Origin of the sequence: Klebsiella sp. HMSC16A12 (assembly GCF_001808265.1) — a bacterium.
GTDB classification, from domain to species: domain Bacteria; phylum Pseudomonadota; class Gammaproteobacteria; order Enterobacterales; family Enterobacteriaceae; genus Klebsiella; species Klebsiella pneumoniae.
On sequence record NZ_KV792606.1, the window covers coordinates 91,775 to 118,672 of the forward strand.

The window sequence follows — 26,898 nt, forward strand, 5'->3', positions numbered from 1 at the left end:
GCACTGGCGCCTGCGCGGCGCCAGTGTTTCTCATCCTCCCACCCCGCCAATGGCATCGCCCAGGTGAAAAACGGGCAAATACATTGCCACCACCAGAATCCCGACCAGCGAGCCGGTTATCACCAGCATCATGGGTTCAAGATGCGCAGCCAGACTATCGGCTCGCTGATAGGTTTGCTCGCGATGATGATGCGCCAGGTTTTCCAGCATCTGATCCAGCGCTCCCGCGCTTTCCCCCGTGCGGATGAGCTGCAGGCACAGCGGTGTAAAACCGCCGCAGCGGCTTAACGCCTGCCAAATCGGCTCCCCCTGAACGATCAGCGCGCGGGCCTGCGCCAGACGCTGGCTCCATAGCGGGCACGACAGGGACTCTTCAACGCTTTGCAGCCCCTGCAGAAAGCTAATACCGGCGCTTTGGGTTAACGCCAGGATGGTGAAGATCAGGCTCAGCTGTTGTCCGCCGATCAGGGAACCAATGAGAGGGAGCGCGTTAAGCAACCGCTGGCGGCGCAGCAACCAGTCGCTGCGCCGCCGGATCAGCTGGTTGAGCAGCAGCGGGCTCAGCAGCAAGGCCAGCAGCAGCGGCCAGCCGCGACTTAGCATGTCGCCTGCCGCAACGACCATCCGCGTCAACAGCGGTAACGGCGTACTGAACGTCTGGTAGATGGCGGTGAACTCGGGCAGGACAAAATAGAGCATCCCCAGCACCACCAACAGCGCCAGAGAGAGCACGATCAGCGGGTAGCGCAGCGCTTTTTTGACTTTGCTGGCGAGCCGCTGCTGCTCCTGCTGCTGATTCGCCAACTGCAGGCAGCAGATATCGAGCTTGCCCGTCAGTTCGCCGGTGCTAATCATCGCCAGATATAGTGGCGGAAAAGCCTGGGGCCACTGCGCCAGCGCGGCAGAGAACGCCACGCCCTGGGCCAGCTCGCGGCCTAGCGCCTCAAGCAGCGCCTGCCACTGGGCATGCGACTGCTGCTGCGCCAGCAGCGATAACCCTTCCGCCAGCGGCAGGCCGGCCTGCAGCAGGGTCGCCAGCTGGCGGATCGTTTCGCAACTGTAGCGCGGGTGCCAGAGGCTCTGCTTCACCGCACAGCGGCGTACGGCCAGCGGTATGACTCGCTGCTGTTGGAGGTGCTGCAGGACCTCCAGACGCTTGGTTTGCCATAGCATCCCCTGACAAGGGGCGCCCTGCACATCGATACCGCGCCAGCGCCAGAGACGCTTAGTCGCCATGGGGGATCCCCAGCACCCGCACCACCTCTTCGAGGCTGGTCAATCCCTGTTCGATAGCCTGACAGCCGCTTTCAAAAAGCGTCATCATCCCCGCGGCTCGCGCCAGAGATTCAATCTCAATGGCGTTAAGTCCCTGGACTATCCCCTGGCGTAGCCCGGGGGTAACAGGCAGCACTTCGAACAGCGCCAGCCGGCCGTAATATCCGTGGTAACAATGTTCGCAGCCCGCTGCCTGCCAGCGTGGCAGCGGGCGGGGCCACAGGCTGTGCGGCAGGTCGGCGGCGCTGCCGGCATTACGCCGACAGTGGGGACACAGCTTGCGGACCAGACGCTGGGCGATGACCAGCGAGAGCGCAGAGGAAATCATCCAGCGGGCGATGCCCATTTGCTGCAGGCGGGTCAGGGTTTCACTGGTGGAATTGGTGTGCAGGGTGGATAGCACCAGATGACCGGTCTGGGCGGCTTTGAGCGCGATTTCAGCGGTCTCGGCATCGCGGATCTCGCCCACCATGACAATATCCGGATCCTGGCGTAACAGGGCGCGCAGCACACTGTGAAAAGTGAGTCCGGCGCGGGGATTGATTTGCGTCTGGTTCATCCCGGCGATGGGGATCTCCAGTGGATCCTCCACGCTACAGATATTCACTTGCTCACGGTTTCTGGCCTGCAGGGCGCTGTAGAGGGTCACCGTTTTCCCGCTTCCGGTTGGGCCGGTGACCAGCAGCAGACCCTGCGGCTGGTTCAGCGCCTGGCGAAAGGCCGCCAGCTGGGAGGATGAGAGTCCGAGTGCTTCCAGATCCAGCGCCTGGTCAACCTGATGCAGAAGGCGCAGGACAATCTTTTCGCCATAGCGGCAGGGCAGAGTGGCGATGCGAAAAGAGAGCGGTCGTCCCGCAAGATTCAGCGCGAACTGGCCATCCTGCGGTAAACGGTGCTCGGCGATATCGAGACTGGCCAGGACCTTGAGTCGCGCGATAACCGGTGCGGCCAGTTCGGGAGCCAGCAACGGTAGGGCGTGAAGGACGCCATCGACCCGCAGGCGGATGCGTAAGTGCGTTTCCGTGGGCTCGATATGAATATCAGACGCCCGCTGACGCAGGGCCTGTTCGAGGATCTGGTTGACCCGTTCGGCGATATTTTCCGGCCCGTCGTTCTGCGCCAGTTGCGCCTGCTTTTCCTGGGCCTGCAGACGCTTATCCATCTGCTCCTGGCTCCAGCATTCAATGTCGATCCGCTTTTGCGTCGCGAAGCGTAGCGCCTCCATTAACTCCGCCGGCGGGGTATTAACCACCGCAATAGAGATTGTCTGTTCATCGCTATGCAGCAGCATGGCGTGGTAGCGACGGCAGAGAGGGATCAGCTGTTCTGTTTTCATGCATTCGCCCTCACTTCACCCGGAAAACGTCTTCGCAGGCCTGCTGAAGCGCGCTATTGCCGGTGATGGTGCAGACGCGCTGCCAGCCGGTGACGCCCTCGGCATTGTCCCAGGTCGGCGTCAGGGTGACCCCCAGTCCGTTCAGACTCTCCTGACCGGTGAGGGTGACGACCCCTTTGGCCACGCTCATGGCGGAGAGGTAGCGCGTGGTTGTCGGCGAGGGAATGCCGTTGCTGCCGCCGTCGCATGGCGTTAGGCCGCCATGATCGAGCGCGCAAAGTTCGATGGCTGTCCGGTAAGGGACAAAGGTCTGCAGCAGGTCGGTGAGGGCGGCTTTACGCAGGTAGTTCTGGTAGGCCGGGATGCCGATGGCGCTAAGAATGGCGATGATTCCGATAACCACCATCAGTTCAATCAGGGTAAAACCTCGTTGTTTATCCATAAGTCGCTCCTTGTTGTGACAGGAGCACTGTGAAGGGATTGAGGGGCGCAGGCGAGGGGGCGAAAACGATCCGGGAAAGCGGGTTCCAGGGTTTTTATCTGGATTTCATGGTGAGCACGGGCGACTGCGAGGCGGGCCGCAAATTCAGGCCTTCACGCCCGGAAGCGTGAAGGCCTGTTGCTCAGCGGAAGCGCATCGACAGGTCGAGCGCCTGCACATGTTTGGTCAGGGCGCCGACGGAAATATAGTCGACGCCGGTATCGGCGAATTCGCGGATGGTGTCAAAGGTAACGTTGCCGGAGACCTCCAGCGCCGCCTGGCCTGCGGTAATTTTCACCGCCTCGCGCATCAGGTCGGTGGTGAAGTTATCGAGCATAATGATATCGGCCCCGGCTTTTAACGCCTGCTCCAGTTCATCCAGGGTTTCCACTTCCACTTCCACCGGCACATCAGGATGCAGCCAGAACGCCTTTTCCACTGCCTGACGGATCGATCCGGAGGCGATAATGTGGTTTTCTTTAATCAGGAACGCGTCGAACAGGCCCAGTCGATGGTTGGCGCCGCCGCCGCAGAGTACCGCGTATTTCAGCGCGGTACGCAGCCCTGGCAGCGTTTTGCGCGTATCCAGCAGTTGGGTTTTGGTGCCGGCGAGCAGGTCGACATAGCGACGGACGACGCTGGCGACGCCGGAGAGGGTTTGCACAAAGTTCAGCGCCGTGCGTTCGCCGGTGAGCAGAATACGCGACGGGCCTTCCAATTCGAACAGCGGCTGGTCGGCTTTGACCGCATCGCCGTCGGCCACGTGCCAGGTGATATTCACATCGTCACCGGCGAGCTGAATAAAGACCTCTTCCACCCAGCGTTTGCCACAGAAGACGCCATCTTCACGAGTAATGACCACCGCATGGGAGCGTGCATCCTGCGGCAATAATTGCGCGCTAATATCGTTGTTGGCGTCGACTTCGCCGCCCAGATCTTCCCGCAGGGAGTGTGCGACAGCATCGGTAATATCGAGATTAATACGTTCCAGCAGCACGTCACGGCGGCGGTCGGGGTTGTAACGACGAGGCGACATGATAAAGCTCCAGATAGATAAGATTCAGAAGTGGGAAACATGCTAACCTGAACGACGTTTCAGTACCATACACACTTCATCCTTTGGGCCGGCGTGTGGCCCGGAAGCATGAGTTCGCGAAAGGAGATCCCGCATGCAGTTGAACGAGGGGTGGTTGGTCGGCGCGCGTCGGGTTCCCTCGCCGCACCATGACTGCCGTCCGGATGAAGAGACCCCTTCCTTACTGGTGGTGCATAACATTAGCCTGCCACCGGGGGAATTTGGTGGTCCGTGGATTGATGCGCTGTTCACTGGTACCCTGGATCCGCACGCGCATCCTTTCTTTGCCGAGATTGCTCATCTGCGCGTTTCGGCGCATTGTCTGATTCGCCGTGATGGCGAAATCGTGCAGTATGTGCCTTTCGATAAGCGGGCGTGGCATGCGGGCGTCTCCTGTTATCAGGGACGCGAACGCTGCAATGACTTTTCCATCGGCATAGAGCTGGAAGGCACCGATACTCTGGCGTATACCGACGCGCAGTACCGGCAGCTGGCGGCGGTGACGGATCTGCTGATCGCGCTTTATCCGGCTATCGCCGAAAACATTGCGGGCCACAGCGATATCGCGCCCGTGCGGAAAACCGATCCAGGACCGGCCTTTGACTGGATAAAATACCGTGCGCTGCTCAGCGCCCCGTCAGAAAAGGAGACCTCATGACGCTGTTTACGACGCTGTTGGTGCTTATCGCCGAACGGCTGTTTAAGCTGGGCGAACACTGGCAGCTTGATCATCGGCTGGAGGTGGTGTTTCGCCGGATAAAACATTTCTCGTTACCGGGCACGCTGCTGATGACGCTGGTGGCCGTCGCGGTCGTGTATATCATTCAGCGTCTGCTGCAGGGGCAGCTGTTTAACATACCGCTGCTGGTGTTCTGGATTTTACTGGGCCTGCTATGCATTGGCGCCGGCAAAGTTCGGCTGCACTACCATGCCTATCTGAAAGCGGCGTCGCGCAATGACAGTCGCGCCTGCGATGCCATGGCCAGCGAGCTGACGCTGATTCACGGCGTGCCGCCGGGCTGTGATGAGCGTGAGTACCTTAGCGAACTGCAAAATGCGCTGCTGTGGATTAACTATCGATACTATCTGGCGCCGCTTTTCTGGTTTGTCGTGGGGGGCGCCTGGGGCCCGCTGACGCTTATCGCCTACAGCGTACTGCGCGCCTGGCAGACATGGCTGGCGCGCTACCAGACGCCGCACCACCGGTTGCAGTCCGGGATCGATGGTATCCTGCATATTGTGGACTGGCTGCCGGTGCGTCTGGTGGGGGTGGTCTATGCCCTGGTGGGCCATGGTGAAAAAGCGCTCCCGGCGTGGTTTGCTTCGCTGGGCGACCGCCATTCGTCGCAGTATCAGGTGTTGACCCGCCTGGCGCAGTATTCTCTGGCCCGTGAGCCGCACGTGGATAAAGTAGCGACGCCGAAGGCTGCGGTATCGATGGCTAAGAAGACTTCGCTGGTGGTAGTGGTGATTATGGCGCTGCTGACGATTTACGGTACCCTGGTTTAACGGCCTGAGCCCGCGCGCTGCCTGCCACAATGTACGTACCTGCGGGGCTTTTGTTGCCTGATGGCGCTGCGCTTATCCGGCCTGGCGAGTCACCCGCAGGCTCACGTCACGTAGGCCCGGCAAACAACAGCGTCGCCGGGCGATATATCAGACGCCGTGCTGGTCATGTTGCCGGGTGGCGGCTTCGCCTGACCCGGCCTGGAGAACCCGCGCCAGCGGGTAACATTCCGAACCGCTACAGCGTATCCGCCGGTGGAATACCGAAGTCGGGCATCCCGTCTTCCCGCCAGCTGATCAGCTTTAACCGCGTATGGCGATTGGGATCATACAGCGGGTCGCCTTCTATCTCGGTGTAATTCCGCGCGTGATACACCAGCACATCTTCCCCTTCCGGCGTTTGGGTAAAACTATTATGACCTGGGCCATACTGGCGGTTTTCATAGCTGGTGCGGAACACCGGCTGCGGAGCTTTATGCCAGTTTGCCGGCTGCAGCGGATCGGCCTGCCGGTCGATCCATAACAACCCCATGCAGTAGTTTTCATCGGTGGCGCTGGCGGAATAGCTGATAAATAGCTTATCGCCATGCATCAGTACCGCAGGCCCTTCGTTGACCTTAAATCCCCGGCACTCCCAGTCGAACTCCGGCTTGCTCAGCATGACCGGCTCGCCTTTTAACGTCCACGGGTTAGCCATTTCGGCGAGATACAGGTTTGAGTTGCCTTCGATATGCGGGGATTTTTGCGCCCACAGATACCAGCGTTTCCCCTGATGGGTAAAAGTGGTGGCATCGAGGGCGAAGGTATCGAAAGGCGTGACCACCTGGCCTTTTTCCTGCCAGCGGCCGGTCAGCGGATCGCTGTCAGCGCACTCGAGAACGAACATGCGATGCTGGAACATCCCCAGCGCATCCAGATCGTGAGTATGGGTGGCGGCAAAATAGATATACCACTTACCGTCTATTTCATGCAGCTCCGGCGCCCAAATCAGCTGGCTCATCGGCCCGCTTTGCGGCGCGCGCCAAACCACGACCGGCTCAGCATCGCGTAATCCTTCAAGGGTTACCGCGCGCCGGATCTCCAGCCGGTCGTATTCCGGCACCGAGGCAATAAAGTAGTAGTGGCTAAGATGGCGCAGGATAAAGGGGTCTGCACGCTGTTCAATAAAGGGGTTTGGCCAGTTGTTCATCAGGCTTTCCTTACGTGTTCACTGGTTTTCAGTTCCTGGTATTCGTTCAGCTCGCTGTAGTTGCTGCGGCGCTTCTCCAGATCGCTCTGAATCTGGCGCATCAGGGTACGGTCAACCTTCAGCAGGCGCACCACGCCGGCGGTGATCAGATAGCCGACGCCGGGAATGACTGAGAATAGCAGCACGATACCGTTCAGCGCGGAGGCGCTTTGCGCTTTCGCGCCGGCGTCGTAGCCGTACCATGACAGCAGGAAACCGACCATTGCCCCGGCGACCGCCAGGCCGACCTTGAGGAAGAACAGATTACCGGAGAAGCTGATACCGGTGATGCGCTTGCCGGTTTTCCATTCGCCGTAGTCATCAACGTCGGACATTAGCGACCAGTGTAGCGGGGAAGGGATTTGATGCAGAATGTTGAGCAGGAAGTAGAGCACCATAATCAGCGTGGTGGCGTGTGGATTAAAGAAATAGAAGGCGCAGGAGAACACGGCCAGCACGATATTGGTCCAGAAGAAAACCTGCAGTTTGCACCAGCGGTCGGTCAGGACTTTCGCCAGCATGCTGCCAATCATCATCCCAACTACGCCGAGGCTGATAAACAGGGTGGCAAAATGGGTGCTTTGTCCCATCACCCAGGTGACGTAGTACATGGTGGCGGCCATGCGGATAAAGCCCGGACAGACGTTGCACAGCGTGAGCAGCAGGATGCGCACCCACTGGTCATTTTTCCAGACGTCTTTCAGATCTTTTTTCAGTTCGTCATTCGTCTGCACCGCCGGGCGGATACGTTCGCGCACGGTGGCGAAGCAGAACAGGAACATACACATACCGATAAAGGCCAGCACGGTCATCGCCATCTGGTAGCCCTTCGCTTTATCGGCGCCGCCGAACCAGTCGGCCATTGGCAGCAGCGTCAATGACAGCAGGAGCGTGGCGATACCCACCATGACGAAACGATAAGACTGGCAGGCAACACGCTCTTTCGGATCGGCGGTCATCACCGTTCCCAGCGAGCAGTAGGGAATATTAATCGCGGTATAGGTAATCGACAGCAGAAAGTAGGTCACAAACGCATAGATGACTTTGCTATTGTAGGTCCACTCAGGAGTGGTGAACATCAGGACGCTGAACAGGGCGTAGGGGAAGGCGATCCACAGCAGCCATGGACGAAAGCGACCATATTTACTACGGGTGCGGTCGGCAAGAGCGCCCATGATAGGGTCGGTTACCGCATCGATGACTCGCACCGAGAGCAGAAGTACGCCGACCAGCGCCGGCGCCAGTCCGAATATATCAGTGTAAAAATAGTTCACAAACAGCATGATGGCGCCAAAGATAATATTGCATCCGGCATCACCCATCCCGTAACCAATCTTTTCTCTTATTGAAAGCGTGTTCTCTGCCATGTGCGGTCTCTCCGTTGCAGTATGGAGAGAATTATTGGCTGCGGTTGGCAGAAATACGTTGCAGGAACTCGTTGACGATATGGATAAATAAGCTATGGAGGGGAAAGTGTGAAGCAGATAACAATGCTCTGCACCCATTATTCAGGGGAGGGCGCAGAGCAAAGTGAAGTATTGATGAGATGTATTATTGTGCTTTTATGGTGGCGGCGGCTTTCTCTTTAAACAGGTAGCCCACGCCCAGCACCGCAATCCATACCGGGATCAGCCAGACGGAAATCGCCATCCCCGGGGTCATCAGCATAATCACCAGCACCGCCGCCATAAACAGCAGGCACAGCCAGTTGCCCAGCGGATAGAAGAGGGCCGGGAAACGCGTGACCACGCCCTGCTGCTTTTTGGCGCGACGGAATTTCATATGCGCGAGGCTGATCATCGCCCAGTTGATGACCAGGGCTGAGACCACCAGCGCCATCAGCAGACCGAAAGCAGATTCAGGCGCCAGGTAGTTGATCAGCACGCACAGCGCAGTGACCAGGGCCGAGACGAGAATGGTATTCACCGGCACGCCGCGTTTGTCGACGCTGAGCAGCGCTTTTGGCGCGTTGCCCTGCTGAGCAAGGCCGAACAGCATACGGCTGTTGCAGTACACGCAGCTGTTATAAACCGACAGCGCTGCCGTCAGCACCACCACGTTCAGAGCGTTTGCCACCAGCGTATCGCCAAGTTCATGGAAGATCAGGACGAACGGACTGGTGTCCGCGGTGACGCGGGTCCACGGCAGCAGGGAGAGCAGCACCGCCAGCGAACCAACATAGAAGATCAGAATACGGTAAATAACCTGATTGGTGGCTTTAGGAATGCTTTGCTCCGGATTATCCGCTTCCGCGGCGGTGATCCCCACCAGCTCCAGGCCGCCAAAGGAGAACATGATGATCGCCATCATCATCACCAGCCCGTAAAAGCCGTGCGGCAGGAAGCCCCCCTGGTCCCACAGGTTACGTACCGTCGCCTGCGGGCCGCCGTTGCCGCTGAACAGCAGCCAGCCGCCGAACAAAATCATCGCCACTACGGCGACCACTTTGATAATCGCGAACCAGAATTCCATTTCACCGAACACTTTGACATTGGTCAGGTTAATGGCGTTGATGGCGATGAAAAAGACCGCCGCCGAGGCCCAGGTAGGGATTTCCGGCCACCAGAACTGGATATATTTGCCAACGGCGGTCAGTTCCGCCATGGCCACCAGGACATACAGTACCCAGTAGTTCCAGCCGGAGGCGAAGCCGGCAAAACCGCCCCAGTATTTGTAAGCAAAGTGGCTAAATGAGCCGGCCACCGGCTCTTCCACCACCATTTCGCCCAGCTGACGCATGATCAGGAAAGCGATAAAACCGGCGATAGCGTAACCAAGAATGATACCCGGGCCGGCGGACTGAATGACGGACGCGCTCCCCAGAAACAGGCCGGTGCCGATAGCCCCGCCCAGCGCGATGAGCTGAATGTGACGGTTTTTCAGGCCGCGCTTCAGCCGATCGCCGTGCTGTTGACCTTCCATATGAAACCTCGTGTGTGGTTATTTTTTGTGTACGTCATCCGTCAGGTTGCTGCTTCACTGCTGTCCCTGCCTGAAAGCATAGCCAGCGAAAATTTGGGCGAAGTGGCCCACTTTTTACCTGAGTGATGGCGCGCACATATTGTTGTGTTTGTGTATTCAGTAACTTCCGTTTCTGTATTGTTTTGTTTACGGAAGGCTGTGTGGTAATTCCGAAAAAGGCCTTTCGTCTCCGGCAGAATAGTGGTAAGCGCGTTTGAATGCACCTGCTTTATGAAGGGATGATGACGATGTGTCTAAAAAGACATCAATAGTCACAATCTGTCGTATTTTGATGCATGCTGCTTTGTCATTATTTATTCACTGTAAGTGGCTCTGTATTCATTTATTGCAGCGTTGAATCGGTTCAGAAAGCGTAATTTTTCGTTTCTATAAAGTTAAGGCTACCTCTTTGTGAGTAAACGTAACATTTGTGCAAGGTTACATTTCTGAAATGTTATTTCTGTAAGGTTGTTAAAATGTCCCGGGTTTACTGATTTCAATCAAAACCTGTATGGACAGAAGGTGAATACTTTGTTACTTTAGCGCTACGAACTTTAAATTGGTAAGACCAATTGACTCCGGGCTAATGGCAGAGACAGGGAATATGGCCTACAGCAAAATCCGCCAACCAAAATTATCCGATGTGATAGAGCAGCAGCTGGAGTTTCTGATTCTTGAGGGGACCTTGCGCCCCGGTGAAAAACTCCCGCCAGAACGAGAACTGGCTAAACAGTTCGACGTTTCCCGCCCCTCGCTGCGTGAGGCGATTCAACGCCTCGAAGCCAAGGGCTTGTTGCTTCGTCGTCAGGGAGGTGGAACGTTTGTTCAGAGCCGCCTGTGGCAGAGCTTCAGCGATCCGCTGGTTGAGCTGCTGTCCGATCACCCTGAATCCCAATTCGATCTGCTTGAGACCCGTCACGCGCTGGAAGGCATCGCGGCCTATTACGCGGCGCTGCGCAGCAATGATGAGGATCGCGACCGTATCCGTGAGCTGCATCAGGCTATTGAACGCGCTCAGCAGTCGGGCGATTTGGACGCTGAGTCCGGCGCCGTCGTCCAGTATCAAATCGCCGTCACCGAGGCGGCACACAATGTGGTGTTGCTTCATCTGCTAAGGTGTATGGAGCCGATGTTGGCGCAAAACGTGCGTCAGAACTTTGAATTGCTGTATGCCCGGCGGGAAATGCTCCCGTTGGTCAGCAACCATCGCACTCGCATTTTCGAGGCGATAATGGCCGGGGAGCCGGAGCAGGCGCGTGAAGCGTCGCACCGTCACCTGGCGTTCATTGAGGAAATTTTGCTGGATCGTAGTCGTGAGCAGAGCCGTCGAGAGCGCTCACTGCGTCGTTTACAGCAACGAAAGGACGAGAACTCCGGTTCTTAAGCGCCATTTTTAGAGCGCGGCAACTAAACGCAGAACCTGTCTTATTGAATTTTTGGTTGTTCCAGCGTGAAGAACGAAGAGTTCAATGGGACAGGTTCCAGATTAATCAACGATTAGATAGATAAGGAATACCCCCATGTCAGAACGTTTACACAATGACGTGGATCCGATCGAAACTCGCGACTGGCTACAGGCGATCGAATCGGTCATCCGTGAAGAAGGTGTTGAGCGCGCTCAGTATCTGATTGACCAACTCCTTTCTGAAGCCCGTAAAGGCGGAGTGAAGGTTGCTGCAGGCGCTTCCGCCGGCAACTACGTCAACACTATTGCCGTTGAAGATGAGCCGGAATACCCGGGCAATCTGGATCTGGAACGTCGCATTCGTTCTGCGATTCGCTGGAACGCCATCATGACCGTTCTGCGCGCGTCGAAAAAAGATCTCGAACTGGGCGGCCACATGGCGTCCTATCAGTCTTCCGCGACCTTCTACGAAGTCTGCTTCAACCACTTCTTCCGCGCGCGCACTGAGAAAGATGGCGGCGATCTGGTGTACTTCCAGGGTCACATCTCTCCGGGCGTATATGCACGTGCGTTCCTGGAAGGCCGTCTGACCGAAGAGCAGATGGACAACTTCCGCCAGGAAGTTCACGGCAAGGGTCTGTCCTCTTATCCGCACCCGAAACTGATGCCGGAATTCTGGCAGTTCCCGACCGTATCCATGGGTCTGGGGCCGTTGGGCGCTATCTATCAGGCCAAATTCCTGAAATATCTGGAACACCGCGGTCTGAAAGACACCTCCGAACAAACCGTTTACGCCTTCCTGGGCGACGGCGAGATGGATGAGCCGGAATCTAAAGGCGCTATCACCATCGCCACCCGTGAAAAACTGGACAACCTGGTCTTCGTCATCAACTGCAACCTGCAGCGTCTGGACGGCCCGGTCACCGGTAACGGCAAAATCATTAACGAACTGGAAGGCATCTTCGGTGGTGCTGGCTGGAACGTTATCAAGGTTATCTGGGGCGGCCGTTGGGATGAGCTGCTGCGTAAAGACACCAGCGGTAAGCTGATTCAGCTGATGAACGAAACCGTTGACGGCGACTACCAGACCTTCAAATCCAAAGACGGCGCTTACGTTCGTGAGCACTTCTTCGGCAAATATCCGGAAACCGCTGCCCTGGTCGCTGACTGGACTGACGAGCAGATCTGGGCTCTGAACCGCGGTGGTCACGATCCGAAGAAAGTCTACGCTGCATTGAAGAAAGCGCAGGAGACCAAAGGTCAGCCGACCGTGATCCTGGCGCATACCATTAAAGGTTATGGTATGGGCGATACCGCTGAAGGTAAGAACATCGCGCACCAGGTTAAGAAAATGAACATGGACGGTGTTCGCTACGTCCGCGATCGTTTCAATGTGCCGGTGGCGGATGCCGATCTCGAAAAACTGCCGTACGTAACCTTCCCGGAAGGTTCCGAAGAGCACACTTACCTGCACGCTCAGCGTCAGAAGCTGAACGGCTATCTGCCGACTCGTCAGCCGAAGTTCACTGAGAAACTCGAGCTGCCGACCCTGGCCGACTTCAGCGCGCTGCTGGAAGAGCAAAACAAAGAAATCTCTACCACTATCGCTTTCGTTCGCGCCCTGAACGTGATGCTGAAGAACAAGTCGATCAAAGATCGTCTGGTGCCGATCATCGCCGACGAAGCGCGTACCTTCGGTATGGAAGGTCTGTTCCGTCAGATCGGTATTTACAGCCCGAACGGCCAGCAGTATACCCCGCAGGACCGTGAGCAGGTTGCTTACTACAAAGAAGACGAGAAAGGCCAGATTCTGCAGGAAGGGATCAACGAGCTGGGCGCAGGCGCATCCTGGCTGGCTGCTGCGACCTCTTACAGCACCAACAACCTGCCGATGATCCCGTTCTACATCTACTACTCGATGTTCGGCTTCCAGCGTATCGGCGATCTGTGCTGGGCGGCTGGCGATCAGCAGGCTCGCGGCTTCCTGATTGGCGGGACTTCCGGTCGTACTACCCTGAACGGCGAAGGTCTGCAGCACGAAGATGGTCACAGCCACATTCAGTCGCTGACTATCCCGAACTGTATCTCTTACGACCCGGCGTACGCCTATGAAGTGGCTGTCATCATGCATGATGGTCTGGTCCGTATGTACGGCGAAGCGCAAGAGAACGTTTACTACTACATCACTACGCTGAACGAAAACTACCACATGCCGGCCATGCCGGAAGGCGCCGAGGAAGGTATCCGTAAAGGTATCTACAAACTCGAAACCATCGAAGGTAGCAAAGGTAAAGTTCAGCTGCTGGGCTCCGGTTCTATCCTGCGTCACGTGCGTGAAGCAGCGCAGATCCTGGCGAAAGACTACGGCGTGGGTTCCGACGTGTATAGCGTTACCTCCTTCACCGAACTGGCGCGTGATGGCCAGGATTGCGAACGCTGGAACATGCTGCACCCGCTGGAAACCCCGCGCGTGCCGTATATCGCTCAGGTAATGAACGACGCTCCGGCAGTGGCATCCACTGACTATATGAAACTGTTCGCTGAGCAGGTTCGTACTTACGTACCGGCTGATGATTACCGCGTACTGGGTACCGATGGCTTCGGTCGCTCCGACAGCCGTGAAAACCTGCGTCACCACTTCGAAGTCGATGCTTCCTATGTGGTCGTAGCAGCGCTGGGCGAACTGGCTAAACGTGGTGAAATCGATAAGAAAGTGGTGGCTGACGCTATCGCGAAATTCGACATCGATGCAGAAAAAGTTAACCCGCGTCTGGCGTAAGAGGTAAAAGAATAATGGCTATCGAAATCAAAGTACCGGACATCGGGGCTGATGAAGTTGAAATCACCGAGATCCTGGTCAAAGTTGGCGACAAAGTAGAAGCTGAACAGTCGCTGATCACCGTAGAAGGCGACAAAGCCTCTATGGAAGTCCCGTCTCCGCAGGCTGGCGTCGTGAAAGAGATTAAAGTCTCCGTCGGCGACAAAACCGAGACTGGCAAACTGATTATGATTTTCGATTCCGCCGAAGGTGCAGCCGCCGCTGCACCTGCGCAGGAAGAGAAGAAAGAAGCCGCTCCGGCAGCCGCTGCTCCAGCGGCTGCCGCGGCAGCGAAAGAAGTTCACGTCCCGGATATCGGCGGCGATGAAGTCGAAGTCACTGAGATCATGGTTAAAGTGGGCGACACCATCGCCGCTGAGCAATCCCTGATCACCGTAGAAGGCGATAAAGCTTCTATGGAAGTTCCGGCGCCGTTCGCCGGTACCGTCAAAGAGATCAAAATCAATACCGGCGATAAAGTTTCCACCGGCTCCCTGATTATGATCTTCGAAGTGGCGGGCGCTGCGCCTGCAGCCGCTCCGGCACAGGCTGCCGCTCCGGCACAGGCTGCCGCGCCGGCTGCTGCGGCTCCGGCTGCCGCAGCAGGCGTGAAAGATGTTAACGTCCCGGACATCGGCGGCGACGAAGTTGAAGTCACCGAAGTGATGGTTAAAGTCGGCGATAAAGTCGCGGCGGAACAGTCCCTGATCACCGTAGAGGGCGACAAAGCCTCTATGGAAGTTCCGGCGCCGTTCGCGGGTACCGTTAAAGAGATCAAAATCAGCACCGGCGATAAAGTCAAAACCGGTTCCCTGATCATGGTCTTCGAAGTGGAAGGCGCTGCGCCTGCCGCCGCTCCGGCTCAGGCTGCTGCCCCGGCACCAGCTGCTGCCCCGGCTCAGGCCGCTAAGCCTGCCGCTGCGCCGGCTGCGAAAGCAGAAGGTAAAAGCGAATTCGCTGAAAACGATGCCTACGTTCACGCGACCCCGCTGATTCGCCGCCTGGCGCGCGAGTTCGGTGTTAACCTGGCGAAAGTGAAAGGCACCGGCCGTAAAGGTCGTATCCTGCGCGAAGACGTTCAGGCCTACGTGAAAGACGCGGTTAAACGCGCTGAATCCGCACCGGCGGCTGCCGCTGGCGGCGGTATCCCGGGCATGCTGCCGTGGCCGAAGGTTGACTTCAGCAAGTTTGGCGAAGTCGAAGAAGTGGAGCTGGGTCGTATCCAGAAAATCTCTGGCGCCAACCTGAGCCGTAACTGGGTGATGATCCCGCACGTTACCCACTTCGACAAAACCGATATCACCGATCTGGAAGCGTTCCGCAAGCAGCAGAATGCCGAAGCTGAGAAGCGTAAACTGGACGTGAAATTCACTCCAGTGGTCTTCATCATGAAAGCGGTTGCCGCTGCGCTTGAGCAGATGCCGCGCTTCAACAGCTCGCTCTCCGAAGATGGTCAGCGCCTGACGCTGAAGAAATACATCAACATCGGTGTGGCGGTGGATACCCCGAACGGTCTGGTGGTTCCGGTCTTCAAAGACGTGAACAAGAAGAGCATCACCGAGCTGTCTCGTGAATTGACCACCATCTCGAAGAAAGCGCGCGATGGCAAACTGACGGCTGGCGAAATGCAGGGCGGTTGCTTCACCATCTCCAGCATCGGCGGCCTGGGTACCACCCACTTCGCGCCGATTGTTAACGCGCCGGAAGTGGCCATCCTCGGCGTGTCTAAGTCCGCGATGGAGCCGGTATGGAATGGTAAAGAGTTTGTGCCGCGCCTGATGCTGCCGATCTCTCTGTCCTTCGACCACCGCGTCATCGACGGTGCTGATGGTGCCCGCTTCATTACCATCATTAACAACACCCTGAGCGACATTCGCCGCCTGGTGATGTAATCGAAAAAGCCGGCCTGACGGCCGGCTTTTTTCTGATAACCTCAGGCTGTTGGGGATTATCAGCAACAAAGGACAAAATCGTTTGCCGTTTGTTGTTTAAAAATTGTTAACAATTTTGTAAAATACACGCGGATAGAACGTCCCGGTGGACTTGGGCGTAAGAATAATAGCGTCAGACCCGCCGGATATAAATTACAGAGGTCATGATGAGTACTGAAATCAAAACTCAGGTCGTGGTACTTGGGGCAGGCCCCGCAGGTTACTCTGCAGCCTTCCGTTGCGCTGATTTAGGTCTGGAAACCGTCATCGTAGAACGTTACAGCACCCTCGGTGGTGTTTGTCTGAACGTGGGTTGTATCCCTTCTAAAGCGCTGCTGCACGTGGCAAAAGTTATCGAAGAAGCGAAAGCGCTGGCCGAACACGGCATCGTTTTCGGCGAACCGAAAACTGACATTGACAAGATCCGCACCTGGAAAGAAAAAGTCATCACTCAGCTGACCGGTGGTCTGGCTGGCATGGCCAAAGGTCGTAAAGTGAAGGTGGTTAACGGTCTGGGTAAATTTACCGGCGCTAACACCCTGGAAGTGGAAGGCGAAAACGGCAAAACCGTGATCAACTTCGACAACGCTATCATCGCGGCGGGTTCCCGTCCGATTCAGCTGCCGTTTATCCCGCATGAAGATCCGCGCGTATGGGACTCCACCGACGCGCTGGAACTGAAATCTGTACCGAAACGCATGCTGGTGATGGGCGGCGGTATCATCGGTCTGGAAATGGGTACCGTATACCATGCGCTGGGTTCAGAGATTGACGTGGTGGAAATGTTCGACCAGGTTATCCCGGCTGCCGACAAAGACGTGGTGAAAGTCTTCACCAAACGCATCAGCAAGAAATTTAACCTGATGCTGGAAACCAAAGTGACTGCCGTTGAAGCGAAAGAAGACGGTATTTACGTTTCCATGGAAGGTAAAAAAGCACCGGCGGAAGCGCAGCGTTACGACGCAGTGCTGGTCGCTATCGGCCGCGTACCGAACGGTAAAAACCTCGATGCAGGTAAAGCTGGCGTGGAAGTTGACGATCGCGGCTTCATCCGCGTTGACAAACAAATGCGCACCAACGTGCCGCACATCTTTGCTATCGGCGATATCGTCGGTCAGCCGATGCTGGCGCACAAAGGTGTCCATGAAGGCCACGTTGCCGCAGAAGTTATCTCCGGTCTGAAACACTACTTCGATCCGAAAGTGATCCCATCCATCGCCTACACTGAACCAGAAGTGGCATGGGTCGGTCTGACCGAGAAAGAAGCGAAAGAGAAAGGCATCAGCTACGAAACCGCCACCTTCCCGTGGGCTGCTTCCGGCCGTGCTATCGCTTCTGACTGCGCAGATGGTATGACCAAACTGATCTTCGACAAAGAGACCCACCGTGTTATCGGCGGCGCGATTGTCGGCACCAACGGCGGCGAGCTGCTGGGTGAGATCGGCCTGGCTATCGAGATGGGCTGTGACGCTGAAGACATCGCCCTGACCATCCACGCTCACCCGACTCTGCACGAGTCCGTTGGCCTGGCGGCGGAAGTGTTCGAAGGCAGCATCACCGACCTGCCAAACGCCAAAGCGAAGAAAAAGTAACTTTTTCTTTCAGGAAAAAAGCATAAGCGGCTCCGGGAGCCGCTTTTTTTATGCCTGATGTTTAGAACTATGTCACTGTTCATAAACCGCTACACCTCATACATACTTTGAAAATAGTCACTCAGTAAACTTATAGGTAGTTAATGATATCGATGAGGTGTGAGATGAAACGCTTTTTAACCACAGCGCTGGTCGCTGCAACGTTTTTTACCGGTGTGGCTTGCGCCGCTGACGCCAACATTCCCTGGGCGGACAACAGCGGCGGTACGGAAACGACCCACATTGCGGCGATGGGCCAGGATCTGAATGCCCAGCATCAGCAGGTGACGAAGACCAATGAAGGGGTATGGGCGGCGAATTCCGGTAGCATCAGCGCTGACGAAGCGGCATTATCCAGCACAAAACCAGCCTTTGCCGGCGATCCTTCTCTGATGCCTCACCAGGGCTAAGTGAATGAAAACGCCCGGTTGCGTGAGTGCAACCGGGCGTTTTTTTTAAGGTTCTGCCACCTGCCAGCCGGCGTCAGCGTCGGGGGTAAAGCGCGTTATCTCCTGTGCCTTTGCGGCGCTCTCTTCACCGAGATTGGCCTGATAGACCCTATCCTGCTGATCGATCATAAAGCTCATCACGCCGGTTTCACCCCAGGCTATCGGCCAGGCCAGCAAGGCGACGCTCTGGTCATCGCGACCGGCGATAATTCGAAAGCGATAGCCATGGTAGCCGCTACCGGGCACCGTCGGGCTAAAGGCCGGACCGAGCGGGCTTGGCGCTTCGCCCGGCAAAGTTGGCCAGTACAAGCCATCTTTTTTGCCTTCGCTACTGATGATTTTCTGCGCCCAGCGGTGGTTCAGATGATAATAATCCTGCTGGGCATCAACATAGGCATGCATGGCGGCGATCGCCGACAGCTCATTGCGGCCGATGGCGCGGGTGAGGATCTCCTCTTCGCCAGCGGCCATATCAAAGCGCCATCCCTCAGACGTTTTTACGATAGGCACGGGCAGACGCCATGCCTCGCTACCGACATCGAGCCAGGCTTTGCCACCCTGCTGGATGATGACATGTTTCACCTGCCAGTCGCGTTGAAAGCGATCGACGGCGGCAGGGTCGATCCCGTCCGTGGGTAAAAACTGCTGCCAGTTATCGCCGAGTACTTCGCTCAGCGCGGCTTCATTAGGCTGGCTGATCGCTTCGGCCAGCGCAGTTGCGGCCTGTTCCGGCGTGGCAAACTGCTGTTGGGCGAAGGCGGCAAGCGGCGACAGCATTAACGTAAACAGGGCAACGGATAATGAGTTTCTCATTCTGCTCATCCTTAGCGGCGACGCAGTTCATGGTGTTCGGAAAGACGTTCTCTGGCGCCCTCGCGTAACTCGCGGTTTACGCCGGAAAACTGGCGGCTCTGCAGTCCTCGTTCCTGCTGCGCTTGCCAGGAGGGGGCGCGGCTTTCGTTGCCGCTAAGGGCGTTGGCGCGCAGATGGCTGAGCGTCTGCTGACGCTGGGCTGGCGTGGCGGACTGGAACTGCTGCCGGCGCTGCTGCTGCTGAGGTGTGCGGTTCTGCTCGTGGCTCCTGGCGGCTTCTCGACGCTGTTGTTGCTGCGGCGTGGGGTTTTTCAGCTGCGTTTTTGCCGCCTCGCGACGCTGCTGTTGGGTCGGCGTACTGTCGTAACCGCGGTAATTACTGCGTTGGGTGGCTTGCTTCAGCTGCGCCGAGGCCGCCTGACGCTGAGCGTCGCGTGAGGCGTTGTTTGCCGCCAGGTTGCCCGCTGTGGCCGTCGGTACGTTATGCTGCAGCTGGGTCATCGCTGCCTGGCGCTGCGCTTCGCGATCGACTGGCGCATGTTGGGTCGCGCTCAGTCCGCCGGAAACGTTGGTCTGATGGAAGCGCTGAGCTACCGTATTATCGGGATACGGTGTGTGTCCGCGATAGGCAGGATTGTGCTGCCAGTTAACGTGGTTTCCCGGCAGGTTTTCTCCTGTTATGTGATTGAAATTATTTACATTAATATTGATGTTATCGCCATTATGCGAGTAATCGCCGTGGTGGTAGTCGTCATCGTGATGGTGATGGTCATCATCATCCCAGTCGATACTGCTGAACAGCGCCCAGGTGGTGGCCACGCCGAGGCTGTACCCGAAGCCTTTGACGAAGCTATCGGTAAACTGCTCCCCGGGAGGGGGCGGCAGATAGACCGGCGGATAGGCGCTGTTCGGCCAGGTACCATAGACGGTGGAGGGGTTATAGCTGGGAACATAGACCACCTGTGGATTGGTCGGCTCTATTTTAATGACCTGCGTGGGCGCAGGCGCCGCTGTGTGGGCGGTTGCGGTTGCTGCCGTGCTGCTGCTGGCTGAAACCGGTGCGGCAGGGGTGACAATCACTTTCTGCTGCGGTGTGGATTTCAGCGTCCCGGTTTGTTGGGCAATGGCGCGCAGGCGCTGCACTGAATCCATCACATCATGCGGCTGGGCCAAAAACGCATTGCCAAGATTTTCCACCCAGGGCGGATTCTCGCCCATCATCGCCAGCAGGGCAGGGAAAGCGACAAGAGATTTGACGCTAGGGTCCCACGGCTGGCTGGCAACCGCCTGCACGGCCGCATCCCCTTTCATCGCGGGGTTATCCTGGGACCACTGGACCGCCTGCAGGACGTTGTCGGGATAAGTGGAGGCCATCAACACCTGCGACAGCAGACTGTCCGGGTAGAGCGCGATAGGGGCGACCCACTGATCAATTTGCGCCTGGGTGTAAGTGGCGGCCACCGGCTGTGTCGTCGACGCTGCGGGCGCTGGAGCTTGCTGCGCAGGCGGTTCAGCGATCGTCGCTGGGGTTCGGCTTTGCACATAGAGTGTTCCTGCCGCCGCGAGTAAGCCAGCGCTACAGAGCAGGGCGATAATATGGGGTTTGAACGGCAGTGACATGGAAACTCCTGACCCAAAAAGTAACCCATCTCGCTAAAGTATCTGCGAAAACGGCGCGTTTGCTGAGTATAAGTAAGCGGTATGGCTTTTTATTGATTATTGTTGGGATCGGCCCGTGGCGTTGTACGCGGAAAGGAATTTTTGTCGCGGGATTTGAACAGAAAGCCTGCAATATCCTGCCCTTAACGATTCAGCTAAATTTTAATGTTGCTTTTTTGTAAACAGATTAACACCTTTCAAAAATCCTGCTATGCTGCCGACGCGGTATCGGGCATTTACCCTACAAACTGCTGTCTCACAGGAGCGTGAAGAAAATCGCCCAGCCACTAAATCCTTCAAGATGCGTCACGCGGCAAGCTAAGCCAGGACAGAGGCAGATTGATTGAAGACGTGTAGGCCGCATTATGACAATGAGAGCGAGGAGAACCGTCGTGCTAGAAGAATACCGTAAGCACGTAGCTGAGCGTGCCGCCATGGGGATTGTTGCCAAACCCTTAGATGCAACCCAAATGGCCGCGCTGGTAGAACTGCTGAAAAACCCGCCTGCGGGCGAAGAAGAATTCCTGTTAGACCTGCTGATTAACCGTGTACCGCCGGGCGTCGATGAAGCCGCCTATGTTAAAGCTGGATTCCTTGCCGCGATCGCCAAAGGCGAAGCGACCTCCCCCCTGGTTACCCCTGAAAAAGCCGTTGAACTGCTGGGCACCATGCAGGGCGGTTACAATATCCATCCGCTGATCGATGCGCTGGACGACGCGAAACTGGCGCCGATTGCCGCGAAAGCGCTCTCCCACACCCTGCTGATGTTCGATAACTTCTACGACGTGGAAGAGAAAGCCAAAGCGGGTAACGAGCATGCTAAACAGGTTATGCAATCCTGGGCTGACGCCGAATGGTTCCTGAACCGTCCGCAGCTGGCAGAGAAAATCACTGTTACTGTCTTCAAGGTCACCGGCGAAACGAACACCGATGATCTCTCTCCGGCGCCGGATGCGTGGTCGCGCCCGGATATCCCGCTGCATGCGCTAGCAATGCTCAAAAACCCCCGCGAAGGCATTGAGCCGGATCAGCCGGGCGTGGTTGGCCCAATCAAACAGATCGAAGCCCTGCAGCAGAAAGGCTACCCGCTGGCCTACGTCGGCGACGTGGTCGGGACCGGTTCTTCACGTAAATCCGCCACCAACTCGGTGCTGTGGTTTATGGGCGACGATATCCCGAACGTGCCGAACAAGCGCGGCGGCGGCCTGTGTCTGGGCGGTAAAATCGCGCCAATTTTCTTCAACACCATGGAAGATGCGGGCGCGCTGCCTATCGAAGTTGATGTGTCTAACCTGAACATGGGCGACGTAATCGACGTGTACCCGTTCAAAGGCGAAGTGCGTAACCACGAGACCAACGAACTGCTGGCCAGCTTCGAGCTGAAAACCGATGTGCTGATCGACGAAGTGCGCGCCGGCGGCCGTATTCCGCTGATCATCGGTCGCGGTCTGACCACCAAAGCGCGTGAAGCGCTGGGCCTGCCGCACAGCGATGTCTTCCGTCAGGCGAAAGACGTGGCGGAAAGCACCCGCGGCTTCTCGCTGGCTCAGAAAATGGTTGGCCGCGCCTGCGGCGTTGCCGGTATCCGTCCGGGCGCTTATTGCGAACCGAAAATGACCTCCGTCGGTTCTCAGGACACCACCGGTCCAATGACCCGTGATGAGCTAAAAGACCTGGCGTGCCTGGGCTTCTCTGCAGACCTGGTGATGCAGTCCTTCTGCCACACCGCGGCCTACCCGAAGCCGGTTGACGTTACCACGCACCACACTCTGCCGGACTTCATCATGAACCGCGGCGGTGTTTCTCTGCGTCCGGGCGATGGCGTGATTCACTCCTGGCTGAACCGCATGCTGCTGCCGGATACCGTGGGTACCGGCGGTGACTCCCACACCCGTTTCCCAATCGGCATCTCCTTCCCGGCGGGCTCTGGTCTGGTGGCCTTCGCCGCCGCGACCGGCGTGATGCCGCTGGATATGCCGGAATCGGTGCTGGTGCGTTTCAAAGGTAAAATGCAGCCGGGGATCACCCTGCGTGACCTGGTCCACGCCATCCCGCTGTACGCCATCAAGCAGGGCCTGCTGACCGTGGAGAAGAAAGGTAAGAAAAACATCTTCTCTGGTCGCATCCTCGAGATCGAAGGTCTGCCGGATCTGAAAGTCGAGCAGGCGTTCGAGTTGACCGATGCCTCGGCGGAGCGTTCTGCCGCCGGCTGCACCATCAAGCTGAATAAAGAGCCGATCGTTGAGTATCTGAACTCCAACATCGTTCTGCTGAAGTGGATGATCGCCGAAGGCTACGGCGACCGCCGTACCCTGGAGCGTCGTATCCAGGGCATGGAAAAATGGCTGGCGGATCCGCAGCTGCTGGAAGCCGATGCTGACGCGGAATACGCGGCAGTGATCGACATCGATCTGGCGGATATTAAAGAGCCGATTCTGTGCGCGCCGAACGATCCGGACGATGCCCGCCTGCTGTCTGATGTGCAGGGCGAGAAGATCGACGAAGTGTTCATCGGCTCCTGCATGACCAACATCGGCCACTTCCGTGCCGCCGGTAAGCTGCTGGATAGCCACAAAGGCCAACTGCCGACTCGCCTGTGGGTGGCGCCGCCAACCCGTATGGATGCCGCGCAGCTGACCGAAGAAGGCTACTATAGCGTGTTTGGTAAGAGCGGGGCGCGTATCGAAATCCCTGGCTGTTCCCTGTGTATGGGTAACCAGGCGCGCGTGGCCGACGGCGCGACGGTGGTTTCCACCTCTACCCGTAACTTCCCGAACCGTTTAGGTACCGGCGCTAACGTCTATCTGGCCTCTGCCGAACTGGCAGCGGTGGCTTCGCTGCTCGGCAAACTGCCGACGCCGGAAGAGTACCAGACCTTCGTGGCGCAGGTGGATAAGACGGCGGAAGATACCTACCGTTATCTGAACTTCAACCAGCTGGATCAGTACACTGAAAAAGCTGACGGCGTGATCTTCCAGACCGCGGTGTAAACCATTCGGTCAGCCCGGCTGACCGTTTGGCGATAAACTCTCCAATGCCCGGTGAACATTGCATCACCGGGCATTTTTATTTCCAAACCTCCCGCCCGCTACGCTTTTTTTCTTTCTGTCTGCTGCGATAATTACTGCATGGGTACAGTGCAGCGGTGACGCATTGCCCTTGCAGAGGAAAAGACTATGGATTACGAATTTCTGCGCGATATTACCGGAGTGGTAAAGGTGCGAATGTCGATGGATCACGAGGCGATTGGCCACTGGTTCAACGAGGAGGTGAAAGGCAATCTTGCTCTGCTGGACGAAGTGGAGCAGGCTGCGCGCACCGTGAAGGGCAGCGAGCGTTCCTGGCAGCGTGCCGGGCATGAATATACGCTGTGGCTGGATGGCGAAGAGGTGATGATCCGCGCTAATCAGCTGGAGTTTTCCGGCGACGAAATCGAGGAGGGGATGAGCTACTACGACGAAGAAAGTCTCTCTCTGTGCGGTGTTGAGGATTTCCTGCAGGTGGTCGCCGCCTATCGTGAGTTTATGCAGCAGCGTTAATGACGCCTTTTATGTCGGGCGGCGCAGAACTACAGGCCCGGCAAGCAAAAGCGCCGCCGGGCATTCCATAGATTACACGGCAGGAATATTGCGGCCGTAGTAAATCTCGCGCATCTCTTTCCATAGCAGGTCGGTAATGACCTTGCGCTCTTCGGCAGTCAACTCTTCCGGTCGGGTATGGAACATGTAGTGCTTAAGGTCGAACTCCTTGAGCAACATTTTGGTATGGAAGATATTTTCCTGATAAACGTTGACGTCGACCATGTCATACAACGACTTCATATCGTCGGACATAAAGTTCTGAATCGAATTGATTTCATGATCGATAAAATGCTTCATCCCATTGATATCGCGGGTAAAGCCGCGCACACGGTAGTCAATGGTCACAATGTCCGATTCCAGCTGGTGAATCAGATAGTTCAGCGCTTTAAGCGGGGAAATGACGCCGCACGTTGAAACTTCGATATCGGCGCGGAAGGTGCACAGGCCGCCCTCCGGATGGCTCTCCGGGTAGGTATGCACGCAGATATGGCTCTTATCGAGATGGGCGACCACGGTTTCCGGTAGCGGGCCAGGATGTTCGGTCTGGTCAATCAGCTTGGGATCGACAGGCTCTTCGCTGACCAGAATGGTCACGCTGGCGCCCTGGGGTTCATAATCCTGACGGGCGATATTCAGGATATTGGCGCCAATAATAGAACAGGTTTCTGTCAGGATCTCCGTCAGGCGATTGGCATTATAGAGTTCGTCGATATAGGCGATGTAGCCGTCGCGCTCTTCTGCCGTTTTGGCGTAACAGATATCGTAGATACAAAAACTCAGGCTTTTGGTCAGGTTGTTAAAGCCGTGCAGCTTCAATTTTTTCAATTTAGTTCACCCCCTTATTTCGCGTCACGGTGCGGACAGAGCATCATGCAGATATTGTGGTAAGGCGAAGGCCGCCGTATGGATTGCCGGATTGTAGTAACGGCAGGTCAGGTTGGCTTTGTGAAAGCGCGCCTGAATGATTTCGCTGGAGAGATGGCGCAGCGCCTCATTGTCGCTCGCCCAGGCAAAGGTCATGATCCCGCCGTAATAGGTTGGAATTGCCGCCTGGTAGAAGCTGACGTCGCGAAAATAGTGGCTTAGCTTGCGATGGCTGCCTACCGCTTCATCCTGTTGCAGGAAGCAGACGCCATTCTGGGCAACAAAGATCCCACCCGGGTTCAGGCAGCGTTTGCAGCCTTCATAAAAAGCCGAGGTGAACAGGCTTTCTCCCGGGCCGATAGGGTCGGTACAGTCCGAAATGATCACGTCAAACGTTTGCGTCGTCTGATTAACAAAATTGACGCCATCATCAATCACCAGCGTAAAGCGCGGATCGTCATAGGCGCCGGCGTTATGGTTCGGCAGGTACTGGCGGCAGAATGAAACTACCCCGGCGTCGATTTCCACCATGGTGATGGTTTCGATGCTACGGTGACGAGAGACTTCGCGCAGCATCGCGCCATCGCCGCCGCCAATGATCAACACATGCTTCGCGTTGCCGTGAGCCAGCAGCGGCACATGGGTCATCATTTCGTGATAGATGAACTCGTCGCGTTCGGTGGTTTGTACGACGCCATCCAGCGCCATCACCCGGCCAAAGGCGCGGTTATCAAAGATGATCAGATCCTGATGATCGGTTTTTTCGTGGTACAGCACGTTATCAACGCTAAAATACTGACCAAAATGGTCATGCAGCGTTTCATGCCACAGTGGATTATCGGCCACGATAAGGCTCCTCCTTCGTTAACATCTGTTACACCCGTAAAACGAGTGCAACATCATAGACAACTATAGATGAGGATGCACGGCGGTTATTGCAGCAATGAGGCAGGAATAACAGCCACCGCCCCGGAAGGGCGGTGGAGAGGATGAGGCTATTTTGCCGGCTCGGGTTGGCTATCTACTATCCGCACGGAATAAACCATGGTGGCGCCTGGCGGGATTTTTGGCGGTAATCCTTTACTGCCATAGGCCTTTTCAGGCGGGACGACGAGCGTCACAGAGCCGTGGTTCTGTAGACGCTTCAGCGGTTCGCGAAACACCGGGGGATAGGCATCCAGCTTTTGCGTAAGCGCCTGATCTTTCGCTTCCATATCGTTGATCACCGTCCCGTCCGTCAGCATCTCTTTGATCACCACGGTAACCAGGTCGTTACCGCTTATTTTTCCTTTACCCGGGTAATCGACGCGGCTGTAGACGCCCTCTTTAAAGACCACATCTTTTTTGCGCGCAAACGCCTGCTGATATTTCTTGCCGGCACTGATGTTTTTCTGCTCTATTTTATTCAGGTTCTGATAAACCTGCTGCGACACATCAAACAGCGCTTTGTTACGTTCCTGCTCTCCGAGACGAAGCTGGCCGCGAAAGGCATCTTCGATGCCCTGCAACACCAGGCCTGCGTCGACGGTAACTCCCTGAGTGCGACGGGTGGTAAGGACGTTGAGCGCCTCGCTTCCCATCGAGGCGCCGATCGCATAAGCCTGCTGTTCTCCCGATGCGCTGAGTTTGGCAGCGGCGCTCTCGCCGCTGCGCGTTTTGGACTGTACAGAAAGCTGCGTTCTCAGCAGTTCGATTTCATCTTCTTTCATCCGTAGCTGGGCGTTGTCTTTATCCGCCTGCAGGCGATAGGCTGCCACTATGGCCGCCATCTCTGGTGGCTCATTTTTTGGCGCAGCGGCGTCGTTAGCGGGGCCATGCGGCGCTTTATCCGCGGCGGCCAGCCGGGTGGACAGTGATTGTTTATCGGCGTTAAGGGCTTTGACCTG

Annotated in this window: 21 protein-coding genes; 9 read left to right on the forward strand and 12 right to left on the reverse strand. The window is 56.8% G+C overall.

Annotated elements, in window-relative coordinates; translation table 11 throughout:
* Positions 1–30: 30 nt before the first annotated feature.
* The 4 genes from hofC to nadC all read right to left on the reverse strand — a co-directional run bounded on the left by hofC (position 31) and on the right by nadC (position 4,128).
* Complete coding sequence (gene hofC, locus HMPREF3140_RS11785) at positions 31–1,236, reverse strand: protein transport protein HofC (protein WP_023279852.1); 1,206 nt, start codon at positions 1,234–1,236, stop codon at positions 31–33.
* Positions 1,226–2,611 (reverse strand): type II secretion system protein GspE, encoded by a 1,386-nt coding sequence (gene gspE / locus HMPREF3140_RS11790; protein ID WP_004145935.1) that lies wholly within the window; start codon positions 2,609–2,611, stop codon positions 1,226–1,228. Before gspE ends, hofC begins: the two co-directional genes overlap by 11 nt.
* Before the next feature lie 10 nt (positions 2,612–2,621).
* Entirely contained in the window at positions 2,622–3,053 is a 432-nt protein-coding gene (ppdD, locus tag HMPREF3140_RS11795) for a prepilin peptidase-dependent pilin (RefSeq protein ID WP_002888683.1), read from the reverse strand.
* 181 nt (positions 3,054–3,234) lie between these two features.
* Positions 3,235–4,128 carry a carboxylating nicotinate-nucleotide diphosphorylase gene (gene nadC / locus HMPREF3140_RS11800; protein WP_002888684.1) on the reverse strand — a complete coding sequence of 298 codons (894 nt, stop codon included), beginning with the start codon at positions 4,126–4,128 and terminating at the stop codon, positions 3,235–3,237.
* Between the two features lie 133 nt (positions 4,129–4,261).
* Between nadC and ampD the strand changes: the two genes are divergently transcribed.
* Positions 4,262–4,825: a 1,6-anhydro-N-acetylmuramyl-L-alanine amidase AmpD gene (gene ampD / locus HMPREF3140_RS11805; protein ID WP_002888692.1), complete on the forward strand. Its 564-nt coding sequence runs from the start codon at positions 4,262–4,264 to the stop codon at positions 4,823–4,825.
* Positions 4,822–5,676, forward strand: a complete 855-nt coding sequence (ampE, locus tag HMPREF3140_RS11810; RefSeq protein WP_002888694.1) for a beta-lactamase regulator AmpE — start codon at positions 4,822–4,824, stop codon at positions 5,674–5,676. Before ampD ends, ampE begins: the two co-directional genes overlap by 4 nt.
* A gap of 235 nt (positions 5,677–5,911) precedes the next feature.
* On the opposite strand, the gene HMPREF3140_RS11815 is transcribed toward ampE, so the two are convergent.
* The 3 genes from HMPREF3140_RS11815 to aroP all read right to left on the reverse strand — a co-directional run bounded on the left by HMPREF3140_RS11815 (position 5,912) and on the right by aroP (position 9,823).
* Positions 5,912–6,862, reverse strand: coding sequence for a glycoside hydrolase family 43 protein (locus HMPREF3140_RS11815; RefSeq protein WP_023279850.1), 951 nt, complete (start codon positions 6,860–6,862; stop codon positions 5,912–5,914).
* The gene (locus HMPREF3140_RS11820) at positions 6,862–8,268 is read right to left on the reverse strand and encodes a glycoside-pentoside-hexuronide (GPH):cation symporter (protein WP_004145929.1); all 1,407 of its coding nucleotides are present in this window, start codon (positions 8,266–8,268) and stop codon (positions 6,862–6,864) included. Before HMPREF3140_RS11820 ends, HMPREF3140_RS11815 begins: the two co-directional genes overlap by 1 nt.
* A gap of 184 nt (positions 8,269–8,452) precedes the next feature.
* Positions 8,453–9,823 (reverse strand): aromatic amino acid transporter AroP, encoded by a 1,371-nt coding sequence (gene aroP, locus HMPREF3140_RS11825; protein WP_004147090.1) that lies wholly within the window; start codon positions 9,821–9,823, stop codon positions 8,453–8,455.
* A 643-nt stretch (positions 9,824–10,466) separates the two neighbouring features.
* Between aroP and pdhR the strand changes: the two genes are divergently transcribed.
* The 5 genes from pdhR to HMPREF3140_RS11855 all read left to right on the forward strand — a co-directional run bounded on the left by pdhR (position 10,467) and on the right by HMPREF3140_RS11855 (position 18,057).
* Positions 10,467–11,246 (forward strand): pyruvate dehydrogenase complex transcriptional repressor PdhR, encoded by a 780-nt coding sequence (pdhR, locus tag HMPREF3140_RS11835; protein ID WP_002888699.1) that lies wholly within the window; start codon positions 10,467–10,469, stop codon positions 11,244–11,246.
* 136 nt (positions 11,247–11,382) lie between these two features.
* On the forward strand, positions 11,383–14,046 hold the full coding sequence (gene aceE / locus HMPREF3140_RS11840) for a pyruvate dehydrogenase (acetyl-transferring), homodimeric type (protein ID WP_002888700.1): 2,664 nt from the start codon (positions 11,383–11,385) through the stop codon (positions 14,044–14,046).
* Between the two features lie 14 nt (positions 14,047–14,060).
* The gene (gene aceF / locus HMPREF3140_RS11845) at positions 14,061–15,977 is read left to right on the forward strand and encodes a pyruvate dehydrogenase complex dihydrolipoyllysine-residue acetyltransferase (protein WP_032410827.1); all 1,917 of its coding nucleotides are present in this window, start codon (positions 14,061–14,063) and stop codon (positions 15,975–15,977) included.
* A gap of 206 nt (positions 15,978–16,183) precedes the next feature.
* The gene (gene lpdA / locus HMPREF3140_RS11850; protein WP_002888731.1) at positions 16,184–17,608 is read left to right on the forward strand and encodes a dihydrolipoyl dehydrogenase; all 1,425 of its coding nucleotides are present in this window, start codon (positions 16,184–16,186) and stop codon (positions 17,606–17,608) included.
* Between the two features lie 164 nt (positions 17,609–17,772).
* The gene (locus tag HMPREF3140_RS11855) at positions 17,773–18,057 is read left to right on the forward strand and encodes a hypothetical protein (RefSeq protein WP_002888732.1); all 285 of its coding nucleotides are present in this window, start codon (positions 17,773–17,775) and stop codon (positions 18,055–18,057) included.
* Between the two features lie 45 nt (positions 18,058–18,102).
* On the opposite strand, the gene HMPREF3140_RS11860 is transcribed toward HMPREF3140_RS11855, so the two are convergent.
* Positions 18,103–18,909 carry a DUF2950 family protein gene (locus HMPREF3140_RS11860; RefSeq protein WP_032410830.1) on the reverse strand — a complete coding sequence of 269 codons (807 nt, stop codon included), beginning with the start codon at positions 18,907–18,909 and terminating at the stop codon, positions 18,103–18,105.
* Between the two features lie 11 nt (positions 18,910–18,920).
* The gene (locus HMPREF3140_RS11865; RefSeq protein ID WP_004177401.1) at positions 18,921–20,528 is read right to left on the reverse strand and encodes a DUF3300 domain-containing protein; all 1,608 of its coding nucleotides are present in this window, start codon (positions 20,526–20,528) and stop codon (positions 18,921–18,923) included.
* 431 nt (positions 20,529–20,959) lie between these two features.
* Between HMPREF3140_RS11865 and acnB the strand changes: the two genes are divergently transcribed.
* Together acnB and yacL are read left to right on the forward strand one after the other, a co-directional pair.
* On the forward strand, positions 20,960–23,557 hold the full coding sequence (gene acnB / locus HMPREF3140_RS11875) for a bifunctional aconitate hydratase 2/2-methylisocitrate dehydratase (RefSeq protein WP_002888735.1): 2,598 nt from the start codon (positions 20,960–20,962) through the stop codon (positions 23,555–23,557).
* A gap of 186 nt (positions 23,558–23,743) precedes the next feature.
* Positions 23,744–24,106 carry a protein YacL gene (gene yacL, locus HMPREF3140_RS11880; protein ID WP_002888737.1) on the forward strand — a complete coding sequence of 121 codons (363 nt, stop codon included), beginning with the start codon at positions 23,744–23,746 and terminating at the stop codon, positions 24,104–24,106.
* A gap of 72 nt (positions 24,107–24,178) precedes the next feature.
* On the opposite strand, the gene speD is transcribed toward yacL, so the two are convergent.
* The 3 genes from speD to HMPREF3140_RS11895 all read right to left on the reverse strand — a co-directional run.
* Positions 24,179–24,973 (reverse strand): adenosylmethionine decarboxylase, encoded by a 795-nt coding sequence (speD, locus tag HMPREF3140_RS11885; RefSeq protein WP_002888739.1) that lies wholly within the window; start codon positions 24,971–24,973, stop codon positions 24,179–24,181.
* A gap of 24 nt (positions 24,974–24,997) precedes the next feature.
* Positions 24,998–25,858: a polyamine aminopropyltransferase gene (gene speE, locus HMPREF3140_RS11890; protein ID WP_002888741.1), complete on the reverse strand. Its 861-nt coding sequence runs from the start codon at positions 25,856–25,858 to the stop codon at positions 24,998–25,000.
* Positions 25,859–26,007: 149 nt separating this feature from the next.
* A partial coding sequence (locus tag HMPREF3140_RS11895; protein WP_070552994.1) for an FKBP-type peptidyl-prolyl cis-trans isomerase occupies positions 26,008–26,898 on the reverse strand: 891 nt, incomplete at its 5' end.